At 56.6% G+C, this 23,856-nt stretch carries 23 protein-coding genes and 1 other annotated feature; of the genes, 6 read left to right on the top strand and 17 right to left on the bottom strand.

What is annotated here, in order from left to right:
- Positions 1 to 30: 30 nt before the first annotated feature.
- Together mog and tal are read right to left on the bottom strand one after the other, a co-directional pair.
- Positions 31 to 618, bottom strand: coding sequence for a molybdopterin adenylyltransferase (gene mog / locus ACP4QI_RS03090; protein WP_077227125.1), 588 nt, complete (start codon positions 616 to 618; stop codon positions 31 to 33).
- Between the two features lie 110 nt (positions 619 to 728).
- Complete coding sequence (gene tal, locus ACP4QI_RS03085) at positions 729 to 1,682, bottom strand: transaldolase (protein WP_142488176.1); 954 nt, start codon at positions 1,680 to 1,682, stop codon at positions 729 to 731.
- A 261-nt stretch (positions 1,683 to 1,943) separates the two neighbouring features.
- Between tal and ACP4QI_RS03080 the strand changes: the two genes are divergently transcribed.
- Entirely contained in the window at positions 1,944 to 3,374 is a 1,431-nt protein-coding gene (locus ACP4QI_RS03080) for an alanine/glycine:cation symporter family protein (RefSeq protein ID WP_142488175.1), read from the top strand.
- Positions 3,375 to 3,440: 66 nt separating this feature from the next.
- Positions 3,441 to 4,214 carry a peroxide stress protein YaaA gene (yaaA, locus tag ACP4QI_RS03075; RefSeq protein WP_426495531.1) on the top strand — a complete coding sequence of 258 codons (774 nt, stop codon included), beginning with the start codon at positions 3,441 to 3,443 and terminating at the stop codon, positions 4,212 to 4,214.
- 30 nt (positions 4,215 to 4,244) lie between these two features.
- Here yaaA and ACP4QI_RS03070 read toward each other — a convergent pair whose 3' ends face one another.
- From ACP4QI_RS03070 to yjjY, 7 genes are all read right to left on the bottom strand, one after another.
- A complete protein-coding gene (locus ACP4QI_RS03070; protein WP_426495530.1) occupies positions 4,245 to 4,532 on the bottom strand; it encodes a DUF2502 domain-containing protein in 288 nt (95 codons plus the stop codon).
- A gap of 282 nt (positions 4,533 to 4,814) precedes the next feature.
- Complete coding sequence (gene thrC / locus ACP4QI_RS03065; RefSeq protein ID WP_156262879.1) at positions 4,815 to 6,101, bottom strand: threonine synthase; 1,287 nt, start codon at positions 6,099 to 6,101, stop codon at positions 4,815 to 4,817.
- Between the two features lie 3 nt (positions 6,102 to 6,104).
- A complete protein-coding gene (gene thrB, locus ACP4QI_RS03060; RefSeq protein WP_142488171.1) occupies positions 6,105 to 7,034 on the bottom strand; it encodes a homoserine kinase in 930 nt (309 codons plus the stop codon).
- A 1-nt stretch (position 7,035) separates the two neighbouring features.
- Complete coding sequence (thrA, locus tag ACP4QI_RS03055; RefSeq protein WP_426495529.1) at positions 7,036 to 9,498, bottom strand: bifunctional aspartate kinase/homoserine dehydrogenase I; 2,463 nt, start codon at positions 9,496 to 9,498, stop codon at positions 7,036 to 7,038.
- 25 nt (positions 9,499 to 9,523) lie between these two features.
- Positions 9,524 to 9,641: a sequence feature (Thr leader region), on the bottom strand.
- Positions 9,580 to 9,648, bottom strand: coding sequence for a thr operon leader peptide (gene thrL, locus ACP4QI_RS03050; RefSeq protein ID WP_103181027.1), 69 nt, complete (start codon positions 9,646 to 9,648; stop codon positions 9,580 to 9,582). It overlaps the preceding feature by 62 nt.
- Positions 9,649 to 9,859: 211 nt before the next feature.
- On the bottom strand, positions 9,860 to 10,546 hold the full coding sequence (locus ACP4QI_RS03045) for a tRNA/rRNA methyltransferase (protein WP_142488169.1): 687 nt from the start codon (positions 10,544 to 10,546) through the stop codon (positions 9,860 to 9,862).
- Between the two features lie 399 nt (positions 10,547 to 10,945).
- On the bottom strand, positions 10,946 to 11,086 hold the full coding sequence (gene yjjY / locus ACP4QI_RS03040; RefSeq protein WP_001541509.1) for a YjjY family protein: 141 nt from the start codon (positions 11,084 to 11,086) through the stop codon (positions 10,946 to 10,948).
- Positions 11,087 to 11,181: 95 nt separating this feature from the next.
- Between yjjY and arcA the strand changes: the two genes are divergently transcribed.
- Positions 11,182 to 11,898: a two-component system response regulator ArcA gene (arcA, locus tag ACP4QI_RS03035; RefSeq protein ID WP_032616427.1), complete on the top strand. Its 717-nt coding sequence runs from the start codon at positions 11,182 to 11,184 to the stop codon at positions 11,896 to 11,898.
- A 45-nt stretch (positions 11,899 to 11,943) separates the two neighbouring features.
- On the opposite strand, the gene creD is transcribed toward arcA, so the two are convergent.
- The 4 genes from creD to creA are packed head-to-tail and all read right to left on the bottom strand — an operon-like array spanning position 11,944 to position 15,950.
- Positions 11,944 to 13,293: a cell envelope integrity protein CreD gene (gene creD / locus ACP4QI_RS03030; protein WP_426495528.1), complete on the bottom strand. Its 1,350-nt coding sequence runs from the start codon at positions 13,291 to 13,293 to the stop codon at positions 11,944 to 11,946.
- 58 nt (positions 13,294 to 13,351) lie between these two features.
- Positions 13,352 to 14,776: a two-component system sensor histidine kinase CreC gene (gene creC, locus ACP4QI_RS03025; protein ID WP_156262875.1), complete on the bottom strand. Its 1,425-nt coding sequence runs from the start codon at positions 14,774 to 14,776 to the stop codon at positions 13,352 to 13,354.
- Positions 14,776 to 15,465, bottom strand: coding sequence for a two-component system response regulator CreB (gene creB, locus ACP4QI_RS03020; RefSeq protein ID WP_142488166.1), 690 nt, complete (start codon positions 15,463 to 15,465; stop codon positions 14,776 to 14,778). Before creB ends, creC begins: the two co-directional genes overlap by 1 nt.
- Before the next feature lie 14 nt (positions 15,466 to 15,479).
- The gene (gene creA, locus ACP4QI_RS03015) at positions 15,480 to 15,950 is read right to left on the bottom strand and encodes a protein CreA (protein ID WP_142488165.1); all 471 of its coding nucleotides are present in this window, start codon (positions 15,948 to 15,950) and stop codon (positions 15,480 to 15,482) included.
- Between the two features lie 213 nt (positions 15,951 to 16,163).
- Here creA and robA point away from each other — a divergent pair, with 213 nt between their 5' ends.
- Entirely contained in the window at positions 16,164 to 17,033 is an 870-nt protein-coding gene (gene robA / locus ACP4QI_RS03010; protein ID WP_142488164.1) for an MDR efflux pump AcrAB transcriptional activator RobA, read from the top strand.
- Here robA and gpmB read toward each other — a convergent pair.
- Positions 17,030 to 17,677, bottom strand: coding sequence for a 2,3-diphosphoglycerate-dependent phosphoglycerate mutase GpmB (gpmB, locus tag ACP4QI_RS03005; RefSeq protein WP_142488163.1), 648 nt, complete (start codon positions 17,675 to 17,677; stop codon positions 17,030 to 17,032). The genes robA and gpmB overlap by 4 nt on opposite strands.
- Before the next feature lie 49 nt (positions 17,678 to 17,726).
- Here gpmB and yjjX point away from each other — a divergent pair, with 49 nt between their 5' ends.
- Complete coding sequence (yjjX, locus tag ACP4QI_RS03000; RefSeq protein ID WP_426495527.1) at positions 17,727 to 18,242, top strand: inosine/xanthosine triphosphatase; 516 nt, start codon at positions 17,727 to 17,729, stop codon at positions 18,240 to 18,242.
- Positions 18,243 to 18,283: 41 nt separating this feature from the next.
- Here yjjX and trpR read toward each other — a convergent pair whose 3' ends face one another.
- A complete protein-coding gene (gene trpR / locus ACP4QI_RS02995) occupies positions 18,284 to 18,613 on the bottom strand; it encodes a trp operon repressor (protein ID WP_426495526.1) in 330 nt (109 codons plus the stop codon).
- 56 nt (positions 18,614 to 18,669) lie between these two features.
- Positions 18,670 to 20,607: a murein transglycosylase gene (gene sltY, locus ACP4QI_RS02990; protein WP_426495525.1), complete on the bottom strand. Its 1,938-nt coding sequence runs from the start codon at positions 20,605 to 20,607 to the stop codon at positions 18,670 to 18,672.
- Positions 20,608 to 20,827: 220 nt separating this feature from the next.
- Here sltY and ettA point away from each other — a divergent pair, with 220 nt between their 5' ends.
- Complete coding sequence (gene ettA / locus ACP4QI_RS02985; protein WP_106994160.1) at positions 20,828 to 22,495, top strand: energy-dependent translational throttle protein EttA; 1,668 nt, start codon at positions 20,828 to 20,830, stop codon at positions 22,493 to 22,495.
- A gap of 96 nt (positions 22,496 to 22,591) precedes the next feature.
- On the opposite strand, the gene nadR is transcribed toward ettA, so the two are convergent.
- The gene (nadR, locus tag ACP4QI_RS02980) at positions 22,592 to 23,824 is read right to left on the bottom strand and encodes a multifunctional transcriptional regulator/nicotinamide-nucleotide adenylyltransferase/ribosylnicotinamide kinase NadR (RefSeq protein WP_142488159.1); all 1,233 of its coding nucleotides are present in this window, start codon (positions 23,822 to 23,824) and stop codon (positions 22,592 to 22,594) included.
- Positions 23,825 to 23,856: the final 32 nt, after the last annotated feature.

The following is a 23,856-nucleotide window of genomic DNA, read 5'->3' as shown; positions in this document are numbered from 1 at the left end:
GTTACAGCTTATGTCACATTATTGTTAATTTCAGGAGATTGTTTCACGTCTCGCGCTTTTCGGGCGAAAAGCTGCTACCACCTGCGGATCGGTTTCGACGTAAGGCCCCTCAAGAAGCTGTACACAATAAGGTACACTGGCGAAGATACCTGCGACCACCACCTTACCGTCGGCCTCTTTCACCCCTTCCAGCGTCTCTTTAATCGACTTTGGCTGGCCCGGTAAATTGAGGATCAGCGCCTGCTTGCGGATCACCCCCACCTGACGGGAGAGGATCGCCGTCGGCACAAAGTGCAGACTGATCTGGCGCATCTGTTCGCCAAAGCCCGGCATTTCACGATCGGCGATGGCGAGAGTCGCATCCGGCGTCACGTCGCGACGCGCCGGACCGGTACCGCCGGTAGTCAGCACCAGGTGGCAGCTCATTTCATCAACCAGTTCACACAAGGTTTGCTCGATGATCGCCTGTTCATCGGGGATCAAGCGGGTTTGCACCTCAAAAGGGGTGGTCAGGGCAGAAGCCAGCCAGGCTTCCAGCGCGGGGATGCCTTTATCTTCATAGACACCGCTGGAGGCGCGATCTGAGACGGAAACTAAGCCAATGCGTAAGGTATTCATATCCATTCCATTCAAACAATACAGATTGAGGGAATGATACACGCAGCAGGAGGATTCAGACAGGGAACAAGAGAAGTAGCGTGACCGGAGGCCCGGTCACGCGGGAATGATTACAGCAGTTCGCCGATCATTTTTTCCAGTTTTTCCTGGTCGATAGCAAACTTACGGATACCGTCCGCCAGTTTGTCTACCGCCATTGGATCCTGGTTGTGCTGCCACAGGAATTCGGATTCAGTGATGCGCTCAGGACGGGCTTTCACTTCGCCGCTGAAGCTCAGCTTACGCTCGATCGCGCCTTCGCTTTCTGCCAGCTCTTTCAGCAGCGCAGGTGCGATGGTCAGGCGGTCACAGCCAGCCAGCTCCAGGATTTCGCCCACGTTACGGAAGCTTGCGCCCATCACCACGGTTTCATAGCCGTGCTGTTTGTAGTACTCGTAAATCTCGGTAACGGAAACCACGCCCGGATCTTCAGACGCCGCGTACTCTTTCTTGTCGGTATTGGATTTGTACCAGTCCAGAATACGGCCAACGAATGGAGAGATCAGGAACACGCCCGCTTCTGCACAGGCACGCGCCTGAGCGAAGGAGAACAGCAGGGTCAGGTTACAGTTGATGCCCTCTTTTTCCAGCTGTTCTGCAGCGCGGATGCCCTGCCAGGTGGAAGCCAGTTTGATCAGGATACGGTCGTTGCTGATGCCAGCATCGTTGTACAGCTTGATCAGGCGTTTGGCTTTGGCGATGGACGCTTCGGTGTCGTAGGACAGACGCGCATCCACTTCAGTCGAGATACGGCCCGGAACCAGCTTCAGAATTTCCAGACCAATGTTAACGGCCAGTTTGTCGGTAGCATCCACTACCTGCTGTGCACGATCGCTGCTCTGGCTTTTCGCCCAGGCAACGGCGTCGTCGATCAGTTTGCGGTATTCAGGGATCTGTGCAGCGTTAAGGATCAGAGAAGGGTTCGTTGTGGCATCCTGCGGCTGGTACAACTTCATTGCCGCGATATCTCCGGTGTCAGCGACAACAGTCGTGAACTGACGAAGGGAGGTTAATTTATCCGTCATGATAGTGTTTCTCTTTAACTTGCCCTGGATAATTCGCGTTACCAGCAGGATGCCAGAAACGGAAAAATGACAGGTTTACTTGTTAGGGGGATGTAACCGGTCTGCCCTGATGATAACACGACGGAAGGTCAGCGCAACCGCAGACAATGCGCTGAAGGATCCTGTGATAAACTTGGCAAAATTCCGCACTGCTAATTACCTGTTTACTCACTCATTAGTAGCGATTACCTATGCACTTTGGCATCAACAAGAGGGACGTTAATGCCTGATTATCTGTCGTTTATTAATGAAATCCTGTGGGGTTCGGTGATGATTTACCTGCTGTTTGCGGCAGGTATCTGGTTCACTTTTCGCTGCGGTTTTATTCAGTTTCGCTCTATTCCCCAGCTGCGCAATAATCTGAAAAACAGCCTGAGCCCCCAGCCGGGAGGTTTAACCTCGTTCCAGGCGCTCTGTACCAGCCTGGCGGCCCGGGTCGGCAGCGGTAACCTGGCCGGGGTCGCGCTGGCGATCTCGGCGGGCGGACCGGGGGCCATCTTCTGGATGTGGATGACCGCCATCATCGGCATGGCCACCTCCTTTGCCGAGTGTTCGCTGGCCCAGCTGTATAAGGAAGCGGATAAACAGGGGCAGTTTCGCGGCGGCCCGGCCTGGTATATGGCCCGCGGCCTCGGTATGCGCTGGATGGGCGTGCTGTTTTCTCTCTTTTTACTCGTCGCCTACGGTCTGATCTTTAATACCGTTCAGGCCCACTCCGTTGCCCACGCCCTGCGTTTCGCCTTCAACTGTCCGGAATTTATCACCGGCGGCGTGATGGCGCTGTTCACGCTGGTGGTGATCCTCACCGGCATCAAAGGCGTTGCCCGGCTGATGCAGTGGATGGTGCCGGTGATGGCGCTGCTGTGGGTGATCGCCAGCATGGTGGTCTGTGCCTGGCATGCCGACCAGCTACCGGCGGTCTTTACCCTGATCGTAAAAAGCGCCTTTGGCTGGCGTGAAGCCGCCGCAGGTGCGCTGGGCTATACCCTGAGCCAGGCCCTGACGGCCGGTTTTCAGCGCGGAATGTTTTCCAACGAAGCGGGCATGGGGTCAACTCCCAATGCCGCTGCTGCCGCAGCCTCCTGGCCCCCTCACCCGGCCTCCCAGGGGATCGTGCAGATGATTGGCGTCTTCGTTGATACCATCATCATCTGTACCGCCAGCGCGATGATCGTGCTGTTGGCAGGGCCGGTGGATCTCCCGGCCAATACCGCAGGCGTGCAGCTGATTCAACAGGCGCTGGTCAATCTCACCGGAAGCTGGGGTGCCGACTTCGTGGCCTTTATCATCCTTTTGTTCGCTTTCAGCTCCATCGTGGTGAACTACATCTATGCCGAAAACAACCTGATCTTTTTGCATCCCGATGCCCGGAAATCCCGCTGGCTGTTACGGGGTGGCGTAGTGCTGATGGTGCTGCTCGGCTCCCTGTTAAGCCTGCCAGTGGTCTGGCAGCTGGCGGATATCATTATGGCGCTGATGGCAATCACTAACCTGACGGCGATCCTGCTGCTCTCCCCGGTCATTACGCTGATTGCCCGGGATTACCTGCGCCAGCGGAAGCTGGGGGTCCAGCCTGTTTTTGATGTCTCGCGTTATCCCGAGATCGCTTCGCAACTGGCCCCTGGCGCCTGGGATGATTTGCCGCGTCAATAACAGCCATCGATCAATCGAGGCGGTTTTTTTGTTAAAATCGCACCAAATCTCCTGCAAGGACTGGATATGCTGATTCTGATTTCACCTGCTAAAACGCTCGACTACCAGAGCCCACTCGCCACCGAGCGTTATACCCAGCCTGAACTGCTGGATCACTCGCAACAGCTGATCCGCGAGGCACGCAAGCTTTCAGCGCCGCAAATTGCAACCCTGATGAGCATCAGCGACAAGCTGGCGGATCTTAATGCCACCCGCTTCCACGACTGGCAGCCGGATTTCACGCCTTCGAACGCACGCCAGGCGATTCTGGCCTTCAAAGGCGACGTCTATACCGGCCTGCAGGCGGAAACCTTCAGCGAGGCTGACTTTGATTTTGCCCAACAGCATTTACGCATGCTCTCCGGCCTGTACGGTGTGCTGCGTCCGCTGGATTTGATGCAACCCTACCGTCTGGAGATGGGGATCCGTCTGGAGAACGCGAAAGGCAAAGATCTCTATCACTTCTGGGGCGAGACCATCACCGACAAGCTGAACGATGCATTGCAGGCGCAGGGCGACAATGTCCTGATCAACCTGGCGTCGGATGAGTACTACAAATCGGTAAAACCGAAAAAGCTGAACGGGGAGATCGTTAAGCCGGTGTTCCTCGATGAGAAGAACGGCAAGTTCAAAGTGATCAGCTTCTACGCCAAAAAAGCGCGCGGACTGATGAGCCGTTACATCATTGAAAATCGTCTGACGCAGCCAGAGCAGCTGAAGGCATTTAACAGCGAAGGCTATTTCTTTGACGAGGAAGCGTCAGGGAAAGGTGAGCTGGTGTTTAAGCGCCACGAGCAGTAATGCAAAACCCCGCCGGTTGGCGGGGTGAGTTTAATGATGTTTCCGGTCCGGCCCGGGACGATGGTCATCATGACGATCGTGATGGCGATTATCATGATGCTCGCCATGCGGACGCCAACGGTTGTCGCGCCACTCGTAGTGAGACTTCCACCAGTCATTGTCACGCCAGCGGCCGCCATCCCAGTGATGGCCCCGATTATCCCGATCGCCAATCTGCAGTTTGACCGCCGGTACCAGGGTGATCTCAGCGGCCTGAACCGCCATCGGAGCCATCAGCATCAGCGAAAGTGCGATAAGTGCAGGTTTCAGTTTAGACATAGGTTACTCCTTATTATTCTTGCCCGATGTGGGCCGATGTAAGGAGATTACGTGAGGGGCGGGGAGGATGTTATTCTCTGCAATCCTATTCTGTAAGTGACCGCATTTATTGGGAATTTCTGCTTTTTCCCTGCTAGTTTTCTCCTTAATTTCTCCATAAAAAAGCCGGGTGGCGATGGCGCGCACCCGGGCTGGATTTTTGCCGGGCGGCGACTTCGCCTTACCCGACCTACAAATGCTTTGCGTAGGCCCGGTAAGCGTAGCGCCACCGGGCAAACAGGCTTACCCGCGGGTCATCATCAACTGACGCAGCGCGGCGAAATCGGCCGGCAGGTTGTGCGACAGCAGCGGCAGATCGGCACGCTCGGCCAGCTCTTTGGGCAGCGGCAGCGACTCACCGAGGATCTCGTCCACGCTCTCCTTAAACTTCGCCGGATGGGCGGTGCCGAGGAACAGGCCGTACTCGCCCGGGTTCAGCTGATCGCGCAGAGCGCGATACGCCACCGCCGCGTGCGGCTCGGAGGTGTAGCCCACCTGCTTCAGCTCACGCATGGTCTCTCTGGTGGTGTCGTCCGTTACCGCAGCATAGCCCAGCTCATTGAGACGCCAGATTTTACGGCGGAACAGCTCTTCCACGCGCGGCCAGTTGTTAGGCTGTGACACATCCATCGCATTGGACAGGGTGGCCTGAGTAGTGTTTGGCGTCCACTTGCCCTCCTTCAGGAAACGCGGCACCGTGTCGTTGGCATTGGTGGCAGCGATAAAGCGTTTCACCGGCAGGCCCAGTGACTTCGCCAGCAGGCCGGCAGTCAGGTCGCCAAAGTTGCCGCTCGGCACCGAGATCACCAGCTGGTTACGCGCTTCCTGCGGCAGCTGGGCTACCGCTTCGAAGTAGTAGCAAATCTGCGCCAGCAGGCGGCTGATGTTGATGGAGTTGGCGGAGTTAAGACCCAGCGCCACCTTCAGCTCTTCGTCGTCGAAGGCCTGCTTAACCAGCGCCTGGCAGGCATCGAAGTCCCCGTCGATGGCGACGGTTTCAATGTTGCCGCCGAGGGTACAGAACAGTTTTTCCTGCAGCGGGCTGATTTTTCCCTGCGGATAGAGGATCACCACGCGCACGTTTTTCAGGCCGTAGAAGGCATGCGCAACTGCCGCACCGGTATCGCCGGAGGTCGCGGTCAGAATGGTAACCGGCTTATCGCCGCTGATATGGGTCAGCATCTGCGCCATAAAGCGCCCGCCAAAATCTTTAAACGCCAGCGTCGGGCCGTGGAACAGCTCCAGACAGCCGACGTCCGGCTCAACCTGGCTTACCGGTGCCGGGAAAGCAAAGGCAGCGCGGACGCGCTCCTCCAGCAGCTCCTGCGGGATTTCGTCCCCGATAAACGCGGAGAGAATTTTGGTGCTGCGGGTAACGAAATCCTGTTTCAGCATCTCGTCGATTTCGGTCAGACCAAACTCCGGCAGATCGTGCGGGAAGAACAACCCCTGGTTTTTACCCAGCCCCTGCGTGACGGCCTGTGCAAAGCTAACCTGCTCGTTATGATCTTTAAGATTGTAGAGTTTCATTGTTTATCCCAGTACTCGTGCGCCGGCCGTATCCAGACGGCAAATATGAACAAAGCCTTCCTGATTTTGCAGGTAATTTTTCCCCAGCCACTCCGCGACCCGCTGCGCCGTATCCGGTTTGTCGCACAGGGCAAACAGGGTCGGACCGGAACCGGAGATACCGCAGGCCAGGGCGCCGATATCCAGCGCCGCGCTGCGCGCTTCGTTGAAGCCAGGCAGCAGTTTGGTGCGGTATGGCTCGGCAATAACATCTTTCATCAGTTTTGCCGCCAGTAGCGGCTGACGGGTATAGCAGGCATGAATAAAGCCAGCCAGATGACGACCGTGCGCAATACAGTCCTGACGGCGGTACTGCGCTGGCAGTATGGCGCGCGCTTCGGCGGTCGACACTTTAATGCCCGGGTAAGCCAGCACCCACAGCCACTCGTCAAAGCCTGGCACCTGTTGGCTGATGATGCCGTTCTCTTCGATCATCAGCTGCATGCCGCCCAGGAAACAGGGGGCGACGTTATCGTAATGAATACTGCCGGAGATGCGCCCTTCCAGCTCGCCCATCAGGGCCAGCAGGCGGGTGTTATTCAGTGGCTTGCCGCAGTGCTCGTTCATCGCCACCAGCGCGGCCACCACCGAACAGGCGCTGGAGCCGAGCCCGGAGCCAATCGGCATGCTTTTTTCCAGGGTCATGGCGACCGGCACGTTTTTACCGATCTCCTGACAAAAACGCTCCCAGCACTGATAAACGATATTCTCACGCGGATCGCTCGGCAGCTTGCTGGCAAAACGCCCGACGTTGCTGAGACTAAAACTGTCTGCGGCCTCTACCGTAACCGTATCACCCAGCGATGAACCATCCACCGGCGTCACCGCGGCACCCAGCACATCAAACCCGACGCTCATATTGGCGCTGGAAGCCGGGGCATAAACTTTGACCATGTTAAACTCCTAACTTCCATGACAGGGTACGCAGCAGATCGGCAAACACGCCCGCCGCCGTCACGTCGTTTCCTGCGCCATAGCCGCGAAGGACCAACGGCAGTGGCTGATAATAGTGGCTGTAAAACGCGAGGGCGTTTTCACCATTTTTCACTTTAAACAGCGGATCGTTACCGTCTACCGCCGCCATCTTCACCCGGCAGACGCCGTCTTCTTCGATATTGCCAACATAACGCAATACCTTCCCTTCATCACGGGCTTTTGCAACGCGGGCCGCGAAGGCATCGTCCAGCTGCGGCAGATTCGCCATAAAGGTCGCCACATCGCCGGAGTCGTCAAAGCTTTCTGGCAGTACCGGTTCGATCACGATATCTGACAGCTCCAGCTCACGCCCCGTTTCACGGGCGAGGATCAGCAGCTTACGCGCCACGTCGGTGCCGGAGAGGTCGTCACGCGGATCGGGCTCGGTGTAGCCTAGCTCGCGCGCCACTTTGGTCGCTTCTGACAGGCTCATCCCTTCGTCCAGCTTGCCAAAGATAAAGGAGAGCGAGCCCGACAGGATGCCGGAAAAACGCTGCAGTTCATCACCGGCATTGAGCAGGTTTTGCAGGTTTTCGATAACCGGCAGCCCTGCGCCGACGTTGGTGTCATAGAGGAACTTACGGCGGGATTTCGCTGCCGCGTGGCGCATCTGATGGTAGTAATCCATCGACGAGGTGTTGGCCTTTTTGTTCGGCGTGACCACATGGAAGCCTTCACGCAGGAAGTCGGCGTACTGATCGGCCACCGCCTGGTGCGAGGTACAGTCGACAATCACCGGGTTCAGCAGATGATACTCTTTCACCAGACGGATCAGGCGGCCCAGATTGAACGGCTCTTTCGCCTCCGCCAGCTCTGCCTGCCAGTTCTCGAGGTTCAGCCCGTGAACGTTGGTCAGCAGGGCTTTGGAGTTTGCAATGCCGCAGACGCGCAGATCGATATGCTTTTTCTTGAGCCACTCCTGCTGACGCTTGAGCTGCTCCAGTAACGCACCGCCCACGCCACCGACGCCAATCAGGAACACTTCAATGACCTGATCGGTGTTGAACAGCATCTGATGAGTGACGCGTACGCCGGTGGTAGCATCGTCGTTATTCACCACCACGGAGATGGAGCGCTCTGAGGAGCCCTGGGCAATGCCGACAATATTAATGTTCGCCCGCGCCAGCGCCGCAAAGAATTTCGCCGAGATGCCGCGCAGAGTGCGCATGCCATCACCCACCACAGAGATGATCGCCAGATGCTCCTGGATGGCAATGGGCTCCAGCAACTCTTCTTTCAGCTCGAGGTAGAACTCCTCCTCCAGCGCCCGACGGGCCCGCAGGCAGTCCACCTGCGGGACGCAGAAGCTGATGCTGTATTCGGAAGAAGACTGGGTGATCAGCACTACCGAGATGCCGTTGCGCGACATAGCGGCAAAGACGCGTGCCGCCATCCCCACCATGCCTTTCATACCCGGCCCGGAGACGTTGAACATCGCCATGTTGTTGAGGTTGGAGATGCCTTTAACCGGCAGGCCGTCCTCGTCATTACTGGCACCAATCAGCGTGCCTGGCGCCTGCGGATTACCGGTGTTTTTAATCAGGCATGGGATCTGGAACTGGGCGATGGGGGCAATGGTGCGAGGATGAAGAACTTTGGCGCCGAAGTAGGAGAGCTCCATCGCCTCCTGATAAGACATCGACTTCAGCAGACGGGCATCCGGCACCTGGCGCGGGTCGCAGGTATACACGCCGTCGACGTCGGTCCAGATCTCGCAACAGTCGGCACGCAGACAGGCGGCCAGCACGGCGGCAGAGTAGTCGGAGCCGTTACGGCCCAGCACCACCAGCTCCCCTTTTTCATTCCCGGCGGTGAAACCCGCCATCAGGATCATATGGTCAGCAGGAATTTTGCCTGCCGCAATGCGACGGGTAGATTCGGCAATATCTACGGCGGATTCGAGGTAATGGCCAACAGCGAGCAGTTTTTCAACCGGATCGATCACCGTGACGTTATGGCCACGTGCTTCCAGCAGACCCGCCATGATGGCGATAGAGAGTTTTTCACCGCGGCAGATCAGCGCCGCGTTAATGCTGTCCGGGCACTGCCCCAACAGGCTGATACCATGCAGAACGTGTTTAATCTGGGCAAACTCTTGCTCAACAAAAGCTTTCAGCTGGGCATGCGGAAAGCCAGGTTGGGCATCCGCCAGGCCCTGTAGCAGGTTAGCAAAGATCTGCTCTGCGTCGCTGATGTTCACCAGTGCATCCTGACCCCCAATGGTCTTTTCAATCATCGCCACCAGGTGGTTGGTAATTTTAGCCGGGGCAGAGAGTACCGTCGCCACCTGCCCCTGCCTGGCATTGCTCTCCAGGATGTCGGCAACACGCAGAAATCGTTCTGCATTTGCCACTGATGTACCGCCGAACTTCAACACTCGCATGGTTGTTACCTCGTGATCTTTAGCCGAAAAAAAAGCCCGCACTGTTCAGGTGCGGGCTTTTTTCTTTCTTTCCTGTACGCGTCAGCCCGCACCGTTACCTGTGGTAATGATGATGGTTGTGGTAATGGTGGTGATGCTGATGCGTTTCATGGATGTTGTGTACTCTGTATTATTATCTGTCTGTGCTGTCTACCTCTATTGGTTAAAGCATACGTGCCGCTAAGTCAACGAATTTCTGATTTAAGCGCCTTTCCCGACCCTGTCACGTCTCGCTGTCTGAGATTTTATTTCTGCCCGGATCGGGCCGTATGCAACCCATAGTCTGGAATATTTAACCATAACTAAAAGATATGACGGACTTTTACTCTGCCAGCTTTTTTTCGATATCGTGCAGCAATCGGTGCAACATTGCCGTGTCTCTCTGAGCTAACAGGCCCAGCCGCTGCTGTAGCCACTCCACCATTTTTTGATCGTCAGCGACGTTCAGCGATGTCAGCAGACGATCGGTGCGCGCACGTAAAGCGGCAAGCTGGTTTTCATCTACTTCGGCCACCGGGGCAACCGGCATTTGCATCAGAGAGGCTAATTGATAGCAATACACCATCACCGCCTGACCTAAATTCAACGACGGGTAATCCGCCACCATCGGCACGCCGGTCAATACATCTGCCAGGGCGAGCTCGTCATTGGTCAGGCCGGAATCTTCGCGCCCGAAAACCAGCGCCATCTTCGGCATCCACTGGCTTTTCTCTGCCATCAGCGGCACCAGTTCAGCCGGCGTGGCATAGTAATGAAACTTCGAACGGCCGCGGGCAGTGGTGGCAACCGTAAAAGAAATGTCGTGCAGCGCGTCTGCGAGCGTTTCATAAGTCGTTAAATTATCGAGAATATCTCCCGAGCCGTGCGCAACACGCCGCGCCGCCGGATCGTTCTGGGCGTCACTGGCAACGATACGTAGATCGGTAAACCCCATGGTCTTCATGGCGCGCGCGGCGGCACCAATGTTTTCTGCTCTTGCGGGGGATACCAGTACGATTGACAAATGCATTTATGCTCTCTTTTTAAGCAGTTAGCCGACAAAAATGTGATGGACATCATCATATTACGCGGCACGAATTTACAAAATTGCAACACAAATCACCGAAATAGCGTTTCACTACAAATTAAAATTACTAAACTATTTCATCAGTGAACCTTACGCGATAATGTTACAGAATAGCACTTATCCTTATGTTTAATAATGATAATGCTTTCTTTTACCGGGTGTTGACATTGGATTCGCCTTGTTTATTAATTAATGAACGCAACTGGTTGGTTTATTGAAAAAATGTGACAAAGGCTAGCAATCCGCTACGATGATTTCATCAAACTGTTAACGTGCTACAATTGAATTTGATATATGTCAACGAAGCGTAGTTTTATTGGGTGTCCGGTGCCTCTTAACCTGTTATGTTGCTGTTAAAATGGTTAGGATGACAGCCGTTTTTGACACTGTCGGGTCCAGAGGGAAAGTACCCACGACCAAGCTAATGATGTTGTTGACGTTGATGGAAAGTGCATCAAGAACGCAATTACGTACTTTAGTCACGTTACGCCGGTCATGTTAATTTGTGGCATGTATCAGGCAGGTCAGGGACTTTTGTACTTCCTGTTTCGATTTAGTTGGCAATTTAGGTAGCAAACATGCAGACCCCGCACATTCTTATCGTTGAAGACGAGTTGGTAACACGCAACACGTTAAAGAGCATTTTCGAAGCAGAAGGCTACGATGTCTTTGAAGCGACCGATGGCGCAGAGATGCATCAGATCCTTTCTGAAAATGATATCAACCTGGTCATCATGGACATTAACCTGCCGGGTAAAAACGGCCTTCTGCTGGCGCGCGAGCTGCGCGAGCAGGCGAACGTTGCGTTAATGTTCCTGACCGGCCGCGACAATGAAGTTGATAAAATTCTTGGCCTGGAAATCGGTGCGGATGACTATATCACCAAACCTTTTAACCCTCGCGAGTTAACCATTCGTGCACGCAATCTGCTGTCCCGCACCATGAACCTGGGCACGGTCAGCGAAGAGCGTCGTAGCGTAGACAGCTACAAATTCAACGGCTGGGAACTTGATATTAATAGCCGTTCGCTGGTGAGCCCTCAGGGCGACCAGTACAAACTGCCGCGCAGCGAATTCCGCGCCATGCTGCACTTCTGCGAAAATCCGGGCAAGATTCAGTCCCGTGCAGAACTGCTGAAAAAAATGACCGGCCGTGAGCTGAAGCCGCACGACCGCACCGTTGACGTTACCATCCGCCGTATTCGTAAACACTTCGAATCCACGCCGGATACTCCAGAAATCATCGCCACCATCCACGGTGAAGGCTATCGTTTCTGCGGCGACCTGCAGGAGTAATCCCGCAGATCGGCCATAAAAAAACGGCGCTTTCGCGCCGTTTTTTTATTTCCATAACCGCATCGCATCTTTATCCGGTTCGGCTGGTGGCTCCGGGCGCTTCGGCTGGGAAAGCGAGTACCAGTCAAAGTGACGGGTGAGATACATCACTGCGAACAACGCCAGTGCCAGAACGGCAGAACCCAGCAGCAGTGCGCTGTCTTCCGAACGCAGCAGGAACCACATCACCACGTCCAGCCCCAGCAGCGCCACCACAAACATGCTGCTGCGTCTCCAGCTTTTCAGCACCGCCTGCAGATAAACGCCGTTCATCACCGCTCCCACCAGGCTGGCAATAATCCAGGCGGGTGTAAAACCAACATGCTCTGACAGCGCCAGCAGCACCAGATAGAACAGCACCAGCGACAGACCGACCAGCAGATACTGCATCGGATGCAGGCGCAGCCCGGTTAAGGTTTCAAAGACAAAGAAAGCCATAAAGGTCAGGGCAATCAGCAGAATGGCGTACTTAATCGCGCGGTCCGTGAGCTGATAATGATCCGCGGGGGTGGCGACCGTCACGCTAAAGGCCGGGATAGTCTGCCATTCGGGCGTCTCCCTGTCGTTGAACCAGCCCGCCAGGTTGTTGGCAAACCAGCTGCTTTTCCAGTTCGCCTGGAAGCCCGAGTCGCTAATCTGGTGCTTAACCGGCAGGTAGTCACCCATAAAACCCGGATGCGGCCAGTTGCTGGTCAGGGTCAGTTCGCTGTTGCGTCCCACCGGAACCACTGCGAAACTGCCGGTGCCCGCCAGATTCAACGACATCTCCAGGGTGAAGGTTTTAAGCGCCAGCGCGTTGTCGTTCAGGGGCATATGGATGCCGGATAACGCCCCGTGCACACCTGAGCCGGGCTCAATGCTTAAGGTCTCACCGTTGATTTTTGACGCGCTCACCGCGCCAATTCCGCGCGCATCACCGACGCCAACCACGATAAAAGGCTGCCCCAGGGTCATGGTTTCACCCTTCAGCTGCGCCAGTTTATCGGTATTAAACTGGGCTTTGATCCTGAGATCGGTGTTCCAGATTTGCCCGTCATAGATGCCGATATTGCGCGTCTCAACGTGCTGATTACCTTCGACTAACAGCGACTCCGGCAGGATGAAGTGCATATAGCTTTTCTTATACTCAACTTTTTTCTCGTCCTCCAGCTTGTAGTAAATCTCCGTCACCGGAATGGCGATCAGCGGGCCAACCAGCTGCTGTGGGCCACTGGTGCTTTGACGCAGCGTGTTTTCGACCGCGTTGCGGTAGCTCTCGCGCTCCGAAATCAGATTACCCACCATAAACAGCGGGACGAGTAACAGCAGAATGCACCCCAACAGGGTGCTGACTTTCCAGAACAGGGGGGATTTCATAGTGGCTCTCCTTTGTGATGAAGAGAGCCTAACTGCGCTATGTGGGGCCAGTTTGAAGTTATGTGAAGGGACGGTGAAGTGTCAGCGTGGCCGTCACGCCGCCTTCGGGCCGGTTTTGCAAATCGATGCTGCCCTGATGCAGACGCGCTACCTCCTGCACAAAGGCCAGCCCGAGCCCACTGCTTTTCAGCCCGTTCGAGCGCGGGAGCGAGTAGAAGCGTTCAAAAATCCGGGCCAGGGCGTAATCCGGGATCCCACCGCCGCTGTCGGTTACGGTGATGTTCACCTGCCTGTGGGCTTCCGTGGCCGCAAGCTGGATTGCTCCACCCGGCGGGGTGAAATCGATGGCGTTATCCAGCAAATTGCCCAGCGCCTGCTCAAGCAGCTCGGGATCGCCCGCCACGCGGCACGAAGTGCCCTGAAATGTCAGGGTGATGTTTTTCGCTGCCAGCGTTGCCGCGCGCGCATCGGCAAGCCGCGTAAAGAGTACATCAACGCTGACGCTCACCGGGACAATCTCTATCCGATTCTCAAGACGAGCCTGGGCGAGGAGCTTTTCCACCAGCGACTGCATGCGCGCATTTTGCACCAGGATATTGTCTATAAACCGCGCGGCCACCTGAGGCGGCGGCTGTTCGGCCAGAATTTCCGCCGCGCCGCGAATTGCGGCCAGCGGACTTTTCAGCTCGTGGGTAAGCGCATGAACATAGTGTTCAATATAATTCTTCCCTTCGAGGCGAATACGCATATTCTCCAGCGCCTGTGCCAGCTTGCGAAGTTCGCTGCTGCCCGGATCGGGCAACGGCAGCGGGGTATCGCTGGTGACCGAGTCGGCATAGCGCGACAGGGTGTGAATCGAGCGGTTGATCCACCAGGCCACGGCCAGGCCAATCAGCAACGCAATGCCCAGCAGCGCCCCGCCGGCCCAGAGGATCCGCCGCTCGCTGCGCTTGATGACCGGCGCCATTGCGCTATTGGGCTTTCCGACCGACAGCACGCCGATGATCCTGCCCCGATCGACCACCGGCGCGGCAACGTACATCACCGTACTCTCGGGATCGTCCGGGTTGCCCGGGGTGCTGCGGGCGCCATATTCACCACGCAGGGTCAGCCAGACGTCGTTCCAGCGCGAGTAATCCTTCCCCACCGCAAGGCCAGCGGAATCAAACACCACCCGGCCCTGGGCATCGGTCATGTAGACATGATACTCGTTGCGCACTTTGTGAATGCCGCCGATGTTGGCGCGAAAGGGTCGCTGATGGAGCTGCGAAAAGGCCTGCGCCAGCCTGCCCTGCTGCGCATCACCCGAAAGCAGATCCTCCCGTCCGACTTCGGCCAGCAGCGTGGCGGTGTCGATCAGCGTCCCTTCCGTTGCCCTGCGCACGCCGGGCTTCACCTCCTGGACAAAGATCGACAGCACAAACCACGCGGCAATGGCCACAATCAGGAAGTACCCCAGCAACAGCCGCATGCCGATGCGCATTAATATAATCCCAGGCTGTAGCCCATGCCGCGGTGGGTGCTGATGGGAGAAAGCCGATCGTTCACCGCCCGCAGCTTGGCACGCAGGGTTTTAATATGGGTGTCGACGGTGCGATCGAAGCTGTCGCCCTCCTCCCCCCAGACTTTATCCATCAGCTGCTGCCGGGAATAGACGCGGCCTGGCGCATGCAGCAGCGTTTTGAGCAGCAGGAATTCGTAGCGCGTCAGCGGCAACGGCTCTCCGCACCAGCTGATGCGGGCAGCGGGCTCGTTCAGCTCAAACTGGCCGATACGGACGATCTCAGACGGCGCAGCGGATTTTTGCATCCGCCGTAAAATCGTTCGCACCCGGGCGCACACTTCCCGGGGCGAGAAGGGCTTGGCGACATAATCATCAGCCCCGATCTCCAGCCCGAGCAGCTTGTCCACCTCATCGCTGCGGGCCGTCAGGAACAGCACCGGCAGCGCGGGATGCTGCGCCAGCAGCTGGCGGCACAGCTCAAAGCCGCTGATGTCCGGCAGGCCGACATCAAGAATGGCGAGGGCCGGGATCTGCCGGCGCGCCTCCTCCAGCACGGGCAGGCCGCGTTCGAAGGCCTTCACTGCAAAGCCCTCCTGCTGAAGCATGTAGATCAGCGTTTCAGCGATACTGATTTCGTCTTCAACCAGCCAGACCACGGGTTGCTGCATGGGGTATTCCTGACTTAATGCCACGGCATAATCGGCACCGCGCTCAGCGCATTTTTTGGCGATCCCTCCACGACCTTATCCGAGTAGGCGAGATAGGCTAGCGCGTTACGCTTCGCATCATAGAAACGTACGACCTGCAGTTTTTTGAACACCAGTGAGGTGCGTTTCTGGAATACGACTTCGCCCTGCGACTTGCCGTTTTTGATCTTATCGCTCAGCTCAACCGGCCCCACCTGCTGACAGGAGATCGCCGCATCGGAAGTGTCTTCCGCCAGCCCCAGTCCGCCTTTGATACCGCCGGTTTTCGCCCGGCTGATATAGCAGGTCACGTTTTTCACATCGGGATCGTCAAAGGCTTCAACGACAATTTTATGGTCGGGCCCGAAAACCTTAAATACGGTATCAACGGAACCAATTTCTTCTGCCTGCGCGGCATGACCGGTTAATAACAGCAGCGTGGTGAGGATCAATGTCTTGTATTTCATATTGTTACCATATTTAAAAATTGCACTGAGTCATTATTCAACAATCATATGAAAAAAAGCAGCAAGATCACAGGATTAGAATATATCCTTCCGGAATAGAGGGCGAAACGCATTTAAGCGCAAAAAAAACACTGAATGCTAAAACATCAAAAAATGCTATTATCCGCTAACCTGTTAGCAGGGTATCTGCTGTATTAAGGATGAGGATAGTATATGGATCAGGCTGGAATTATTCGCGATCTTCTTACCTGGCTGGAAGGCCATCTGGACCAGCCTTTGTCACTCGATAATGTGGCGGCAAAAGCGGGATATTCTAAGTGGCATTTACAAAGAATGTTCAAGGATGTCACCGGTCACGCTATCGGCGCCTATATCCGCGCGCGTCGTCTTTCCAAATCCGCCGTGGCGCTTCGCCTGACTGCGCGTCCTATTCTGGACATCGCCTTACAGTATCGCTTTGATTCGCAGCAGACCTTTACCCGCGCGTTCAAAAAACAGTTCTCGTTGACCCCTGCGCTCTATCGCCGCTCGCCGGACTGGAGCTCGTTCGGTATGCGTCCGCCGCTGCGTCTGGGCGAGTTCGAAATGCCGAAGCACGAGATGGTCACCCTGCCGGAAACTCACCTGGTCGGCACGACCCAAAGTTACTCCTGCTCGCTGGAGCAGATCTCCGAATTTCGTCATCAGATGCGTGTCCAGTTCTGGCGTGATTTCCTCAGCCACGCCCCGGCCATTCCGCCATTGCTCTATGGCCTGAACGAGACGCGTCCAAGCCTTGAAAAAGATGACGAGCAGGAGGTCTTCTACACCACAGCGTTAACGCCTGAGATGGCCAACGGCTATATTCAGGGCTCGAAACCGGTGGTACTGGAAGGGGGTGAATACGTGATGTTCACCTATGAAGGGCTGGGAACCGGCGTGCAGGACTTTATCATGACGGTCTACGGTACCTGCATGCCGATGCTGAACCTGAATCGCAGAAAAGGTCAGGATATTGAGCGTTACTATCCGTCAACGGATGTTAAGCCGGATGAACGCCCAATCGATTTGCGCTGCGAATATCTGATCCCCGTTCGCCGTTAACGCTGCAGCTCATCTAACGCAGGGGCATCGAGATGCGAGATATCCCCTGCCATCTCCACAATCCAGCCTGACGCCAGCCACGGACTCTGCTGATAGTCGATGCGGGAAAGCGAGCAGTTACGCAGACGCAGGCGGCGCTCAGCCCATGCCGGCAGCCCGAGGATCGTACTGACCAGGCAACCTAACGCCATACCGTGACTGACCAGCAGCGGTCGACTGCCCTCGGGCAGCTCCAGACAGGCCGCCAGCGCCGCGTGCATACGCTCGCTCAGCTCCAGCATCGATTCACCTTCCGGTATGCGACCCTCTTCAGTGCCGTTAACCAGCGTGCGACGCCATGCCTCTTCCTCTTCGGTCAGGGTATCGATAAGGCGCTGTTCCAGCACCCCCATATCCAGCTCGCGCAGGCGAGCATCCACAGTGACATCGCAGCCGCAGGCCTGCGCGATAATCTCTGCTGTGCGTCGCGTGCGACCTAAATCGCTGGCGATGATATGGGTGATGCCCAGTGTTCTGGCGCGTTCGCCAACCTGACGGGCCTGTTCCTCGCCCTTGGCAGTAAGTGGACTGTCTGACTGGCCTTGAATACGTCGCTCGGCGTTCCACTGCGTTTCACCGTGGCGAACAAGGTATACCTGTAACATGCTTTTTTTCCGTTATACTGCGATGATATTTTTAGAGTTAGGCTTAATTATGCACCAGGTTGTCTCTGCTACCACTAATCCTGCCAAAATTCAGGCAATTCTAAGGGCATTTGACGAGATCTTCGGCGAAGGATCCTGCCATATTGCGTCCGTCAGCGTCGAGAGCGGCGTCCCGGAACAGCCATTCGGCAGCGAAGAAACACGCGCTGGCGCACGAAACCGCGTGGCGAATGCCAGAGCCGCCTGTCCCGAAGCGGACTTTTGGGTGGCGATTGAAGCGGGCATTGACGAAGGCGCAACCTTTAGCTGGGTGGTGATCGAGAGCCCGGATCGGCGCGGTGAAGCGCGCTCGGCCACTCTGCCGCTACCGGAGATCATTCTGGATAAAGTGCGCGAAGGTGAAGCGCTCGGCCCGGTGATGTCGCAGTACACGGGCATCGATGAGATTGGCCGTAAAGAGGGGGCGATTGGGGTCTTTACCGCCGGGGTGCTGACGCGCTCAAGCGTTTACCACCAGGCGGTGATTCTGGCGTTGAGCCCGTTTCATAATGCGATTTACCGTTAATTGCCGCAGCATTGCCGGATGGCGGCTTCGCCTTTTCCGGCCTACGGTTTGTCCTCAAGCAATACCTGTTCGAGCCAGTGGCGCAGCTCAACCGGTGCCGATTTCAGGCTGTTCGACCCGCGGGTGATGGTTGCGATCCCCGCTCCCAGCTCGCTTTTCAGCTCACGCTGGCTCATCTCGCCGCGCAGCAACTCCTCGATGATCCGCACCCGCGTGCCCAGCGCCTCGCGCTCGTCGGGGGTGAGCATCAGCTGCAACAGCGGCAGATGCAGATCCTGTTCATAAGACTGGCGAAGCAGCTCCACAAAACGAAGCCACTCCTGATGACGTTGCTCGGCCATAGCCGATGAATAAGGGGAATGCTGGGTCATGTTATGCCGCCTGTTGTACTCTTAAACGAGTACAAGCATAACATAACCCACACCGATCAGTAACGTCGCTGCCACTCACTGTCGCTCATCAGGGCATCTTTCTGTCCCATGAAGTAGCGATAGTAAGCATCATACGCCAGCACGTTCTTCACATAGCCGCGGGTTTCCGAGAACGGAATGCTCTCGACAAAGGCCACCGCGTCGATGCGTCCGGCGCTGTTGCCAAGCCAGGTGCGCACCCGCCCCGGGCCAGCGTTATAAGCTGCTGACGCGAAGATGCGGTTATCACCGAACTGGTTGTAGACGCTCTGCAGATAGGTAGTGCCAATGTTGATGTTGGTCTCGGGATCCAGCAGCTGCGACGGACTGCTGTAGCCCGGCAGATTAAACTTCTTCACCGTATGGGCGGCGGTGGCAGGCATCACCTGCATCAGACCGCTGGCCCCCACCGGCGAGCGCACTTTCGGGTTCCAGGCGCTCTCCTGACGGGCGATCGCCATCGCATAGCTCTGCGGAATGTCTTTCCCGCTGGTGTAACGATCGAAGAGATCTTTATAGGCCAGAGGGAAACGCTCTTCGAGATGATCCCACAGCTTGCCGGCGATCGTCGCCTGCACGCTCAGATCCCACCAGCGGTTATCGAAGGCATAGCGCGCCAGCTGGGCTTTCTCTTGCACGGTGCGGCTGGTAACCAGATTGGCCCATTCACTGCGGGCGGTGTTATCCAGATTCCAGTACATCAGCTCGCGCACCCGCGCCATTTCCGGCCCGTTTACCAGCGCCGCGTTGACGCCAGCCGGCGCTTTATCAATCCTGAGGCTGTACTCTTCGCCAAGGCGCTGAGCCGCCGCCATCGGATAGAAACCACGCTGCTGCATCAGGGCATGCAGAATCGATTTCGCCTCGTCGTCGCGCCCCCGCTCCAGCAGGAGATCGGCCTGCCAGTAGCGCCATTCATCTTTCTCTTTAGCTTCCATTGGCAGACGCGCCAGCCAGGTGTTCAGGCCGCGGCGATCGCCGTTGCCCAGCGCCATACGCACCCGTCGCTCCACCAGCGAGGTGGACTGCGACCGCATAATCGCATCGTCGCGCCAGCGGGCCTGTTCATCAGTGACATCGCTGCCCATCAGTCGCCACGCCACGATATCGCGCAGCTCCTGGGTCTGATCGTCATTCAGCTGCTGGGCCTGGGCCAGGGTCGGGATCATCAGCCGGGCATTTTCCACGTCGTCCCGCGCTACGCTGGTAAAGGCCACCGCCGCCATCTGACGGGTAAAATCGGTAGCCCCGGTGTTGCGGGCAAAATCCATCACCGTCTTCGGATCGTTTGCCAGCTGGATTAAGGCGCTGGAAATAGTCTGATACTCCGGCGGCATCTGCCCGGCGAGGGTGGTCACCAGGCGGGTGTTGCCCGCTTTCATCGCCAGGCGGATCCGCTCGAGATACGCCAGCGGATCCTGTTTGCCGGACGCGCGCCAGGCGCCGAACAGCGAGTCACAGGCGTTGGGCTGGCTTTTTCCGGTCAGCCACAGCTCTTTGGCGCCGTTCCAGGCCTCTTCCTGCTGACCCGTCGCCCACTTCGCATAGTAGTAGTTACACTGCGCTTCGGTGGTGCCCGGCTTCTCCGGACTAAAGGCCAGCAGGCCACGCCAGTCTTCACGACGCGCCAGCTCGTTCACAAATCGCGACTGCAAGGTGCGGGCGGGCGGCAGCGTCGGGTTGGCCTGAATAAAGTTTTTGACGGTGATCGTCGGCTGGTTCATCAGATCGTCGGTCAGCTGACGGTATTCCAGATACGGATACAGCGGATAGTCTTTCAACGTCGGCATCAGGGCCTGCACCGTCTCCATCTGTCGCTGATCCCACGCCTGTTTGATCTGTGCATAGCGGTTACGTTGTTCATCCAGTGAATCGGCTCGCGCCGCGCTGCTGATGGTCAGCACGCAGACGCTGGCAGCAAGCACTCGCCAGGCCACCTGTTTGGCTTTTACCACACGCTCGTCCTCTGTTAATCGTCATTAAATGCAGCATCGTGCCGCGCAAAAGCGTAATTAACTTATGCTAACCAGGCATCCTCTAATGCGCCACGTCATGGACACATTTTTACCTTTCTTGCGCGCTTTAACACTCCCGGCGTCGATGGCTGGGATTAGGCAGGGAAAAAGGCTACACTTCGCCACTATTCTCATCACGATAAAAGAGGCGAAGTCCAACGTGGCTCAATTCGTTTATACCATGCATCGTGTCGGCAAAGTGGTACCGCCGAAACGTCATATTCTCAAAAATATCTCGCTGAGCTTCTTCCCGGGCGCAAAAATCGGTGTTCTGGGTCTCAACGGTGCCGGTAAGTCCACCTTGCTGCGCATCATGGCGGGCATCGATACAGACATCGAAGGTGAAGCCCGTCCACAGCCAGGCCTCAAAATCGGTTACCTGCCGCAGGAACCGAAGCTGAATCCTGAGCACACCGTTCGCGAGTCCGTTGAAGAAGCCGTTGCCGAAGTGGTTAACGCGCTGAAAGGACTGGATGAAGTGTACGCGAAGTACGCCGAGCCGGATGCCGACTTCGATAAGCTCGCGGCCCAGCAGGGTAAATTTGAAGAGATCATCCAGGCACATGACGGTCACAACCTGAACGTGCAGCTGGAGCGCGCGGCCGATGCCCTGCGTCTGCCAGACTGGGATGCCAAAATTGAAAAACTGTCCGGTGGTGAACGCCGCCGCGTCGCGCTGTGCCGTCTGCTGCTGGAAAAGCCAGACATGCTGCTGCTCGACGAACCGACGAACCACCTGGATGCGGAATCCGTCGCCTGGCTGGAGCGCTTCCTGCACGACTTCGAAGGGACCGTTGTGGCGATCACCCACGACCGTTACTTCCTCGATAACGTCGCGGGCTGGATCCTGGAGCTGGACCGCGGAGAAGGTATTCCGTGGGAAGGTAACTACTCCTCCTGGCTGGAGCAGAAAGATCAGCGTCTGGCGCAGGAAGCTTCTCAGGAAGCGGCGCGTCGCAAGTCGATTGAGAAAGAGCTGGAGTGGGTTCGTCAGGGCGCGAAAGGCCGTCAGTCTAAGGGCAAGGCCCGTCTGGCACGCTTTGAAGAGCTGAACAACGCCGAATACCAGAAACGTAACGAAACCAACGAACTGTTCATTCCACCTGGAGCCCGTCTGGGTGACAAAGTGGTTGAAGTCAGCAACCTGCGTAAATCCTACGGCGATCGCGTGCTGATCGACGACCTGAGCTTCTCGGTACCGAAAGGCGCAATCGTGGGCATCATTGGCCCGAACGGCGCGGGTAAATCCACGCTGTTCCGCATGATGTCCGGTCAGGAAGCGCCTGACAGCGGCACCATCACTCTGGGTGAAACCGTGAAGCTGGCCTCCGTTGACCAGTTCCGTGACGCGATGGACAACAGCAAAACCGTATGGGAAGAAGTCTCCGGCGGGCAGGATATCATGCGTATCGGCAACACCGAGATGCCAAGCCGTGCCTACGTGGGCCGCTTCAACTTCAAAGGTGTTGATCAGGGTAAACGCGTGGGCGAGCTGTCCGGCGGTGAGCGTGGTCGTCTGCACCTGGCTAAGCTGCTGCAGGTTGGCGGTAACGTCCTGCTGCTCGATGAACCGACCAACGACCTGGACATCGAAACCCTGCGCGCGCTGGAAAACGCCATGCTGGAGTTCCCGGGCTGCGCGATGGTTATCTCGCACGACCGTTGGTTCCTCGACCGTATTGCGACCCACATTCTGGATTATCAGGATGAAGGTAAAGTGGAGTTCTTCGAAGGTAACTTCACCGAATACGAAGAGTACAAGAAACGCACTCTGGGCGCCGACGCGCTGGAGCCGAAGCGTATCAAGTACAAGCGTATCTCGAAATAAAAGCACTGATTGCCGGGTGGCAGCTTCGCCTTACCCGGCCTGGGAAACCGTAGGCCCGGCAAGCATAGAGCCGCCGGGCAATTAGCGGCAGAAGCGTTACCCCTTCTCCCCCATCATCTCTTTCACCAGCTCCACGCAGCGCAGGAAGCGGGCGTCATAATCTGCCTCTTCCACATGCACAAAGTCGATATTGTTCGCTTCCAGCATCTCCACCAGCATGGTCTGGAACTCTTTCCTGTCCACCGAGCTGCCCAGGCTGCGCATCCCATCTGCCACCCACGGGGTGTTGTTCTCCAGCAGGATCACCAGATCAAAGCGGTACTCGTCGATCAGCGCCTGCACAAAGGGGTGCTCGCGCCCTTCGTATTTTTTACAGAACGCCTGGGTAGTGACGAAGTCGGTATCGACAAAGGCCACTTTATTGGCGTACTTCACCGCAAAATCAATGTACTGGGCGTGTCCGAGCGCAATTTTGTCGTAGTCGGAATACTGCAACGCCATCTCATCGCCGCCGAGGTGCGAGAAGACATAGTCCCGGCCATACTCCCAGGCGCTGGTGGTGTTGAAGATGTTGGCCAGCTTGTTGACCAGCGTCGATTTGCCGCTGGACTCCCCGCCGAGGATCGCCACGGTACGCACGAAGAACGGCTTCACCTCTGTCGGGATATACTCCCAGTAGCGGAACGGGTTCTCTCGGATCTGTGCCCCGCTGATGTTCATAAAGGTGCGTTTAGGATCGATCAGCACCGTTTCTGTGCCCAGGTGCTGGGGATACTGCGAGGCATCAGACTCTTCAGAAGTGTAGATCCAGTTAGGCTGGATCCCTTTCTCCTCCATGAACGCTTTTATGCCGTTGCTCCACACGTCCCAGCCGTGGGGATAGGGTTCCATCCCCTCTTCGTTAAAGGCATGAATGCGGATGTTCTTCTGGTACTTAAAGGTCTGTAGCAGCCAGCGCAGGCGGTCAGAAACGGTAGGCTGCTGGGACATGGCGCTGGCTTCGAACAGCTCGCGGTCGCGCTTGTCATCGTAGCCCATGATGATATGCAGTTCGTCCACCTGGCTACAGGCGCGCTGGATCAGATAGACATGGCCGGTATGCAGCGGATAAAACTTGCCGAACACCACGCCGATATTCTTCTGCATCCGCGGGAATTCGAGCCCCAGGAAGCGATGCAGCGCTTCCAGCTTCTGCGCGCTGGGGCTTTTGATTTTGGCATTCAGCAGCTGGCTTAAATAGCCCTTGGTCATACCGCTGGCTTCCGCCACCTGCTGCAAGGTACAGCCTTTCTGGCGGATCGCGGTCTTGATATAGTCAAATGACGACATAAATTACGGTGCCTCCTGCAACAACGAATAGG

It is taken from the genome of Leclercia sp. TB492, from assembly GCF_049974505.2.
Classification (GTDB): Bacteria; Pseudomonadota; Gammaproteobacteria; order Enterobacterales; family Enterobacteriaceae; genus Enterobacter; species Enterobacter adecarboxylatus_C.
The sequence above is the reverse complement of the archived record's forward strand: the minus strand, read 5'-3'. Positions and strand labels throughout refer to the sequence as shown.

Excerpts from the sequence above, each read along its gene's own strand:
- ACP4QI_RS03045 (WP_142488169.1), bottom strand. The coding sequence starts at position 10,546 with ATGCATTTGTCAATCGTACTGGTATCCCCCGCAAGAGCAGAAAACATT.
- tal (WP_142488176.1), bottom strand. The coding sequence starts at position 1,682 with ATGACGGATAAATTAACCTCCCTTCGTCAGTTCACGACTGTTGTCGCT.
- trpR (WP_426495526.1), bottom strand. The coding sequence starts at position 18,613 with ATGACCCAGCATTCCCCTTATTCATCGGCTATGGCCGAGCAACGTCAT.
- thrC (WP_156262879.1), bottom strand. The coding sequence starts at position 6,101 with ATGAAACTCTACAATCTTAAAGATCATAACGAGCAGGTTAGCTTTGCA.
- thrB (WP_142488171.1), bottom strand. The coding sequence starts at position 7,034 with ATGGTCAAAGTTTATGCCCCGGCTTCCAGCGCCAATATGAGCGTCGGG.
- yjjX (WP_426495527.1), top strand. The coding sequence starts at position 17,727 with ATGCACCAGGTTGTCTCTGCTACCACTAATCCTGCCAAAATTCAGGCA.
- ACP4QI_RS03070 (WP_426495530.1), bottom strand. The coding sequence starts at position 4,532 with ATGTCTAAACTGAAACCTGCACTTATCGCACTTTCGCTGATGCTGATG.
- mog (WP_077227125.1), bottom strand. The coding sequence starts at position 618 with ATGAATACCTTACGCATTGGCTTAGTTTCCGTCTCAGATCGCGCCTCC.
- creD (WP_426495528.1), bottom strand. The coding sequence starts at position 13,293 with ATGAAATCCCCCCTGTTCTGGAAAGTCAGCACCCTGTTGGGGTGCATT.
- arcA (WP_032616427.1), top strand. The coding sequence starts at position 11,182 with ATGCAGACCCCGCACATTCTTATCGTTGAAGACGAGTTGGTAACACGC.
- creA (WP_142488165.1), bottom strand. The coding sequence starts at position 15,950 with ATGAAATACAAGACATTGATCCTCACCACGCTGCTGTTATTAACCGGT.
- thrA (WP_426495529.1), bottom strand. The coding sequence starts at position 9,498 with ATGCGAGTGTTGAAGTTCGGCGGTACATCAGTGGCAAATGCAGAACGA.
- creC (WP_156262875.1), bottom strand. The coding sequence starts at position 14,776 with ATGCGCATCGGCATGCGGCTGTTGCTGGGGTACTTCCTGATTGTGGCC.
- nadR (WP_142488159.1), bottom strand. The coding sequence starts at position 23,824 with ATGTCGTCATTTGACTATATCAAGACCGCGATCCGCCAGAAAGGCTGT.
- yaaA (WP_426495531.1), top strand. The coding sequence starts at position 3,441 with ATGCTGATTCTGATTTCACCTGCTAAAACGCTCGACTACCAGAGCCCA.
- robA (WP_142488164.1), top strand. The coding sequence starts at position 16,164 with ATGGATCAGGCTGGAATTATTCGCGATCTTCTTACCTGGCTGGAAGGC.
- gpmB (WP_142488163.1), bottom strand. The coding sequence starts at position 17,677 with ATGTTACAGGTATACCTTGTTCGCCACGGTGAAACGCAGTGGAACGCC.
- ACP4QI_RS03080 (WP_142488175.1), top strand. The coding sequence starts at position 1,944 with ATGCCTGATTATCTGTCGTTTATTAATGAAATCCTGTGGGGTTCGGTG.
- creB (WP_142488166.1), bottom strand. The coding sequence starts at position 15,465 with ATGCAGCAACCCGTGGTCTGGCTGGTTGAAGACGAAATCAGTATCGCT.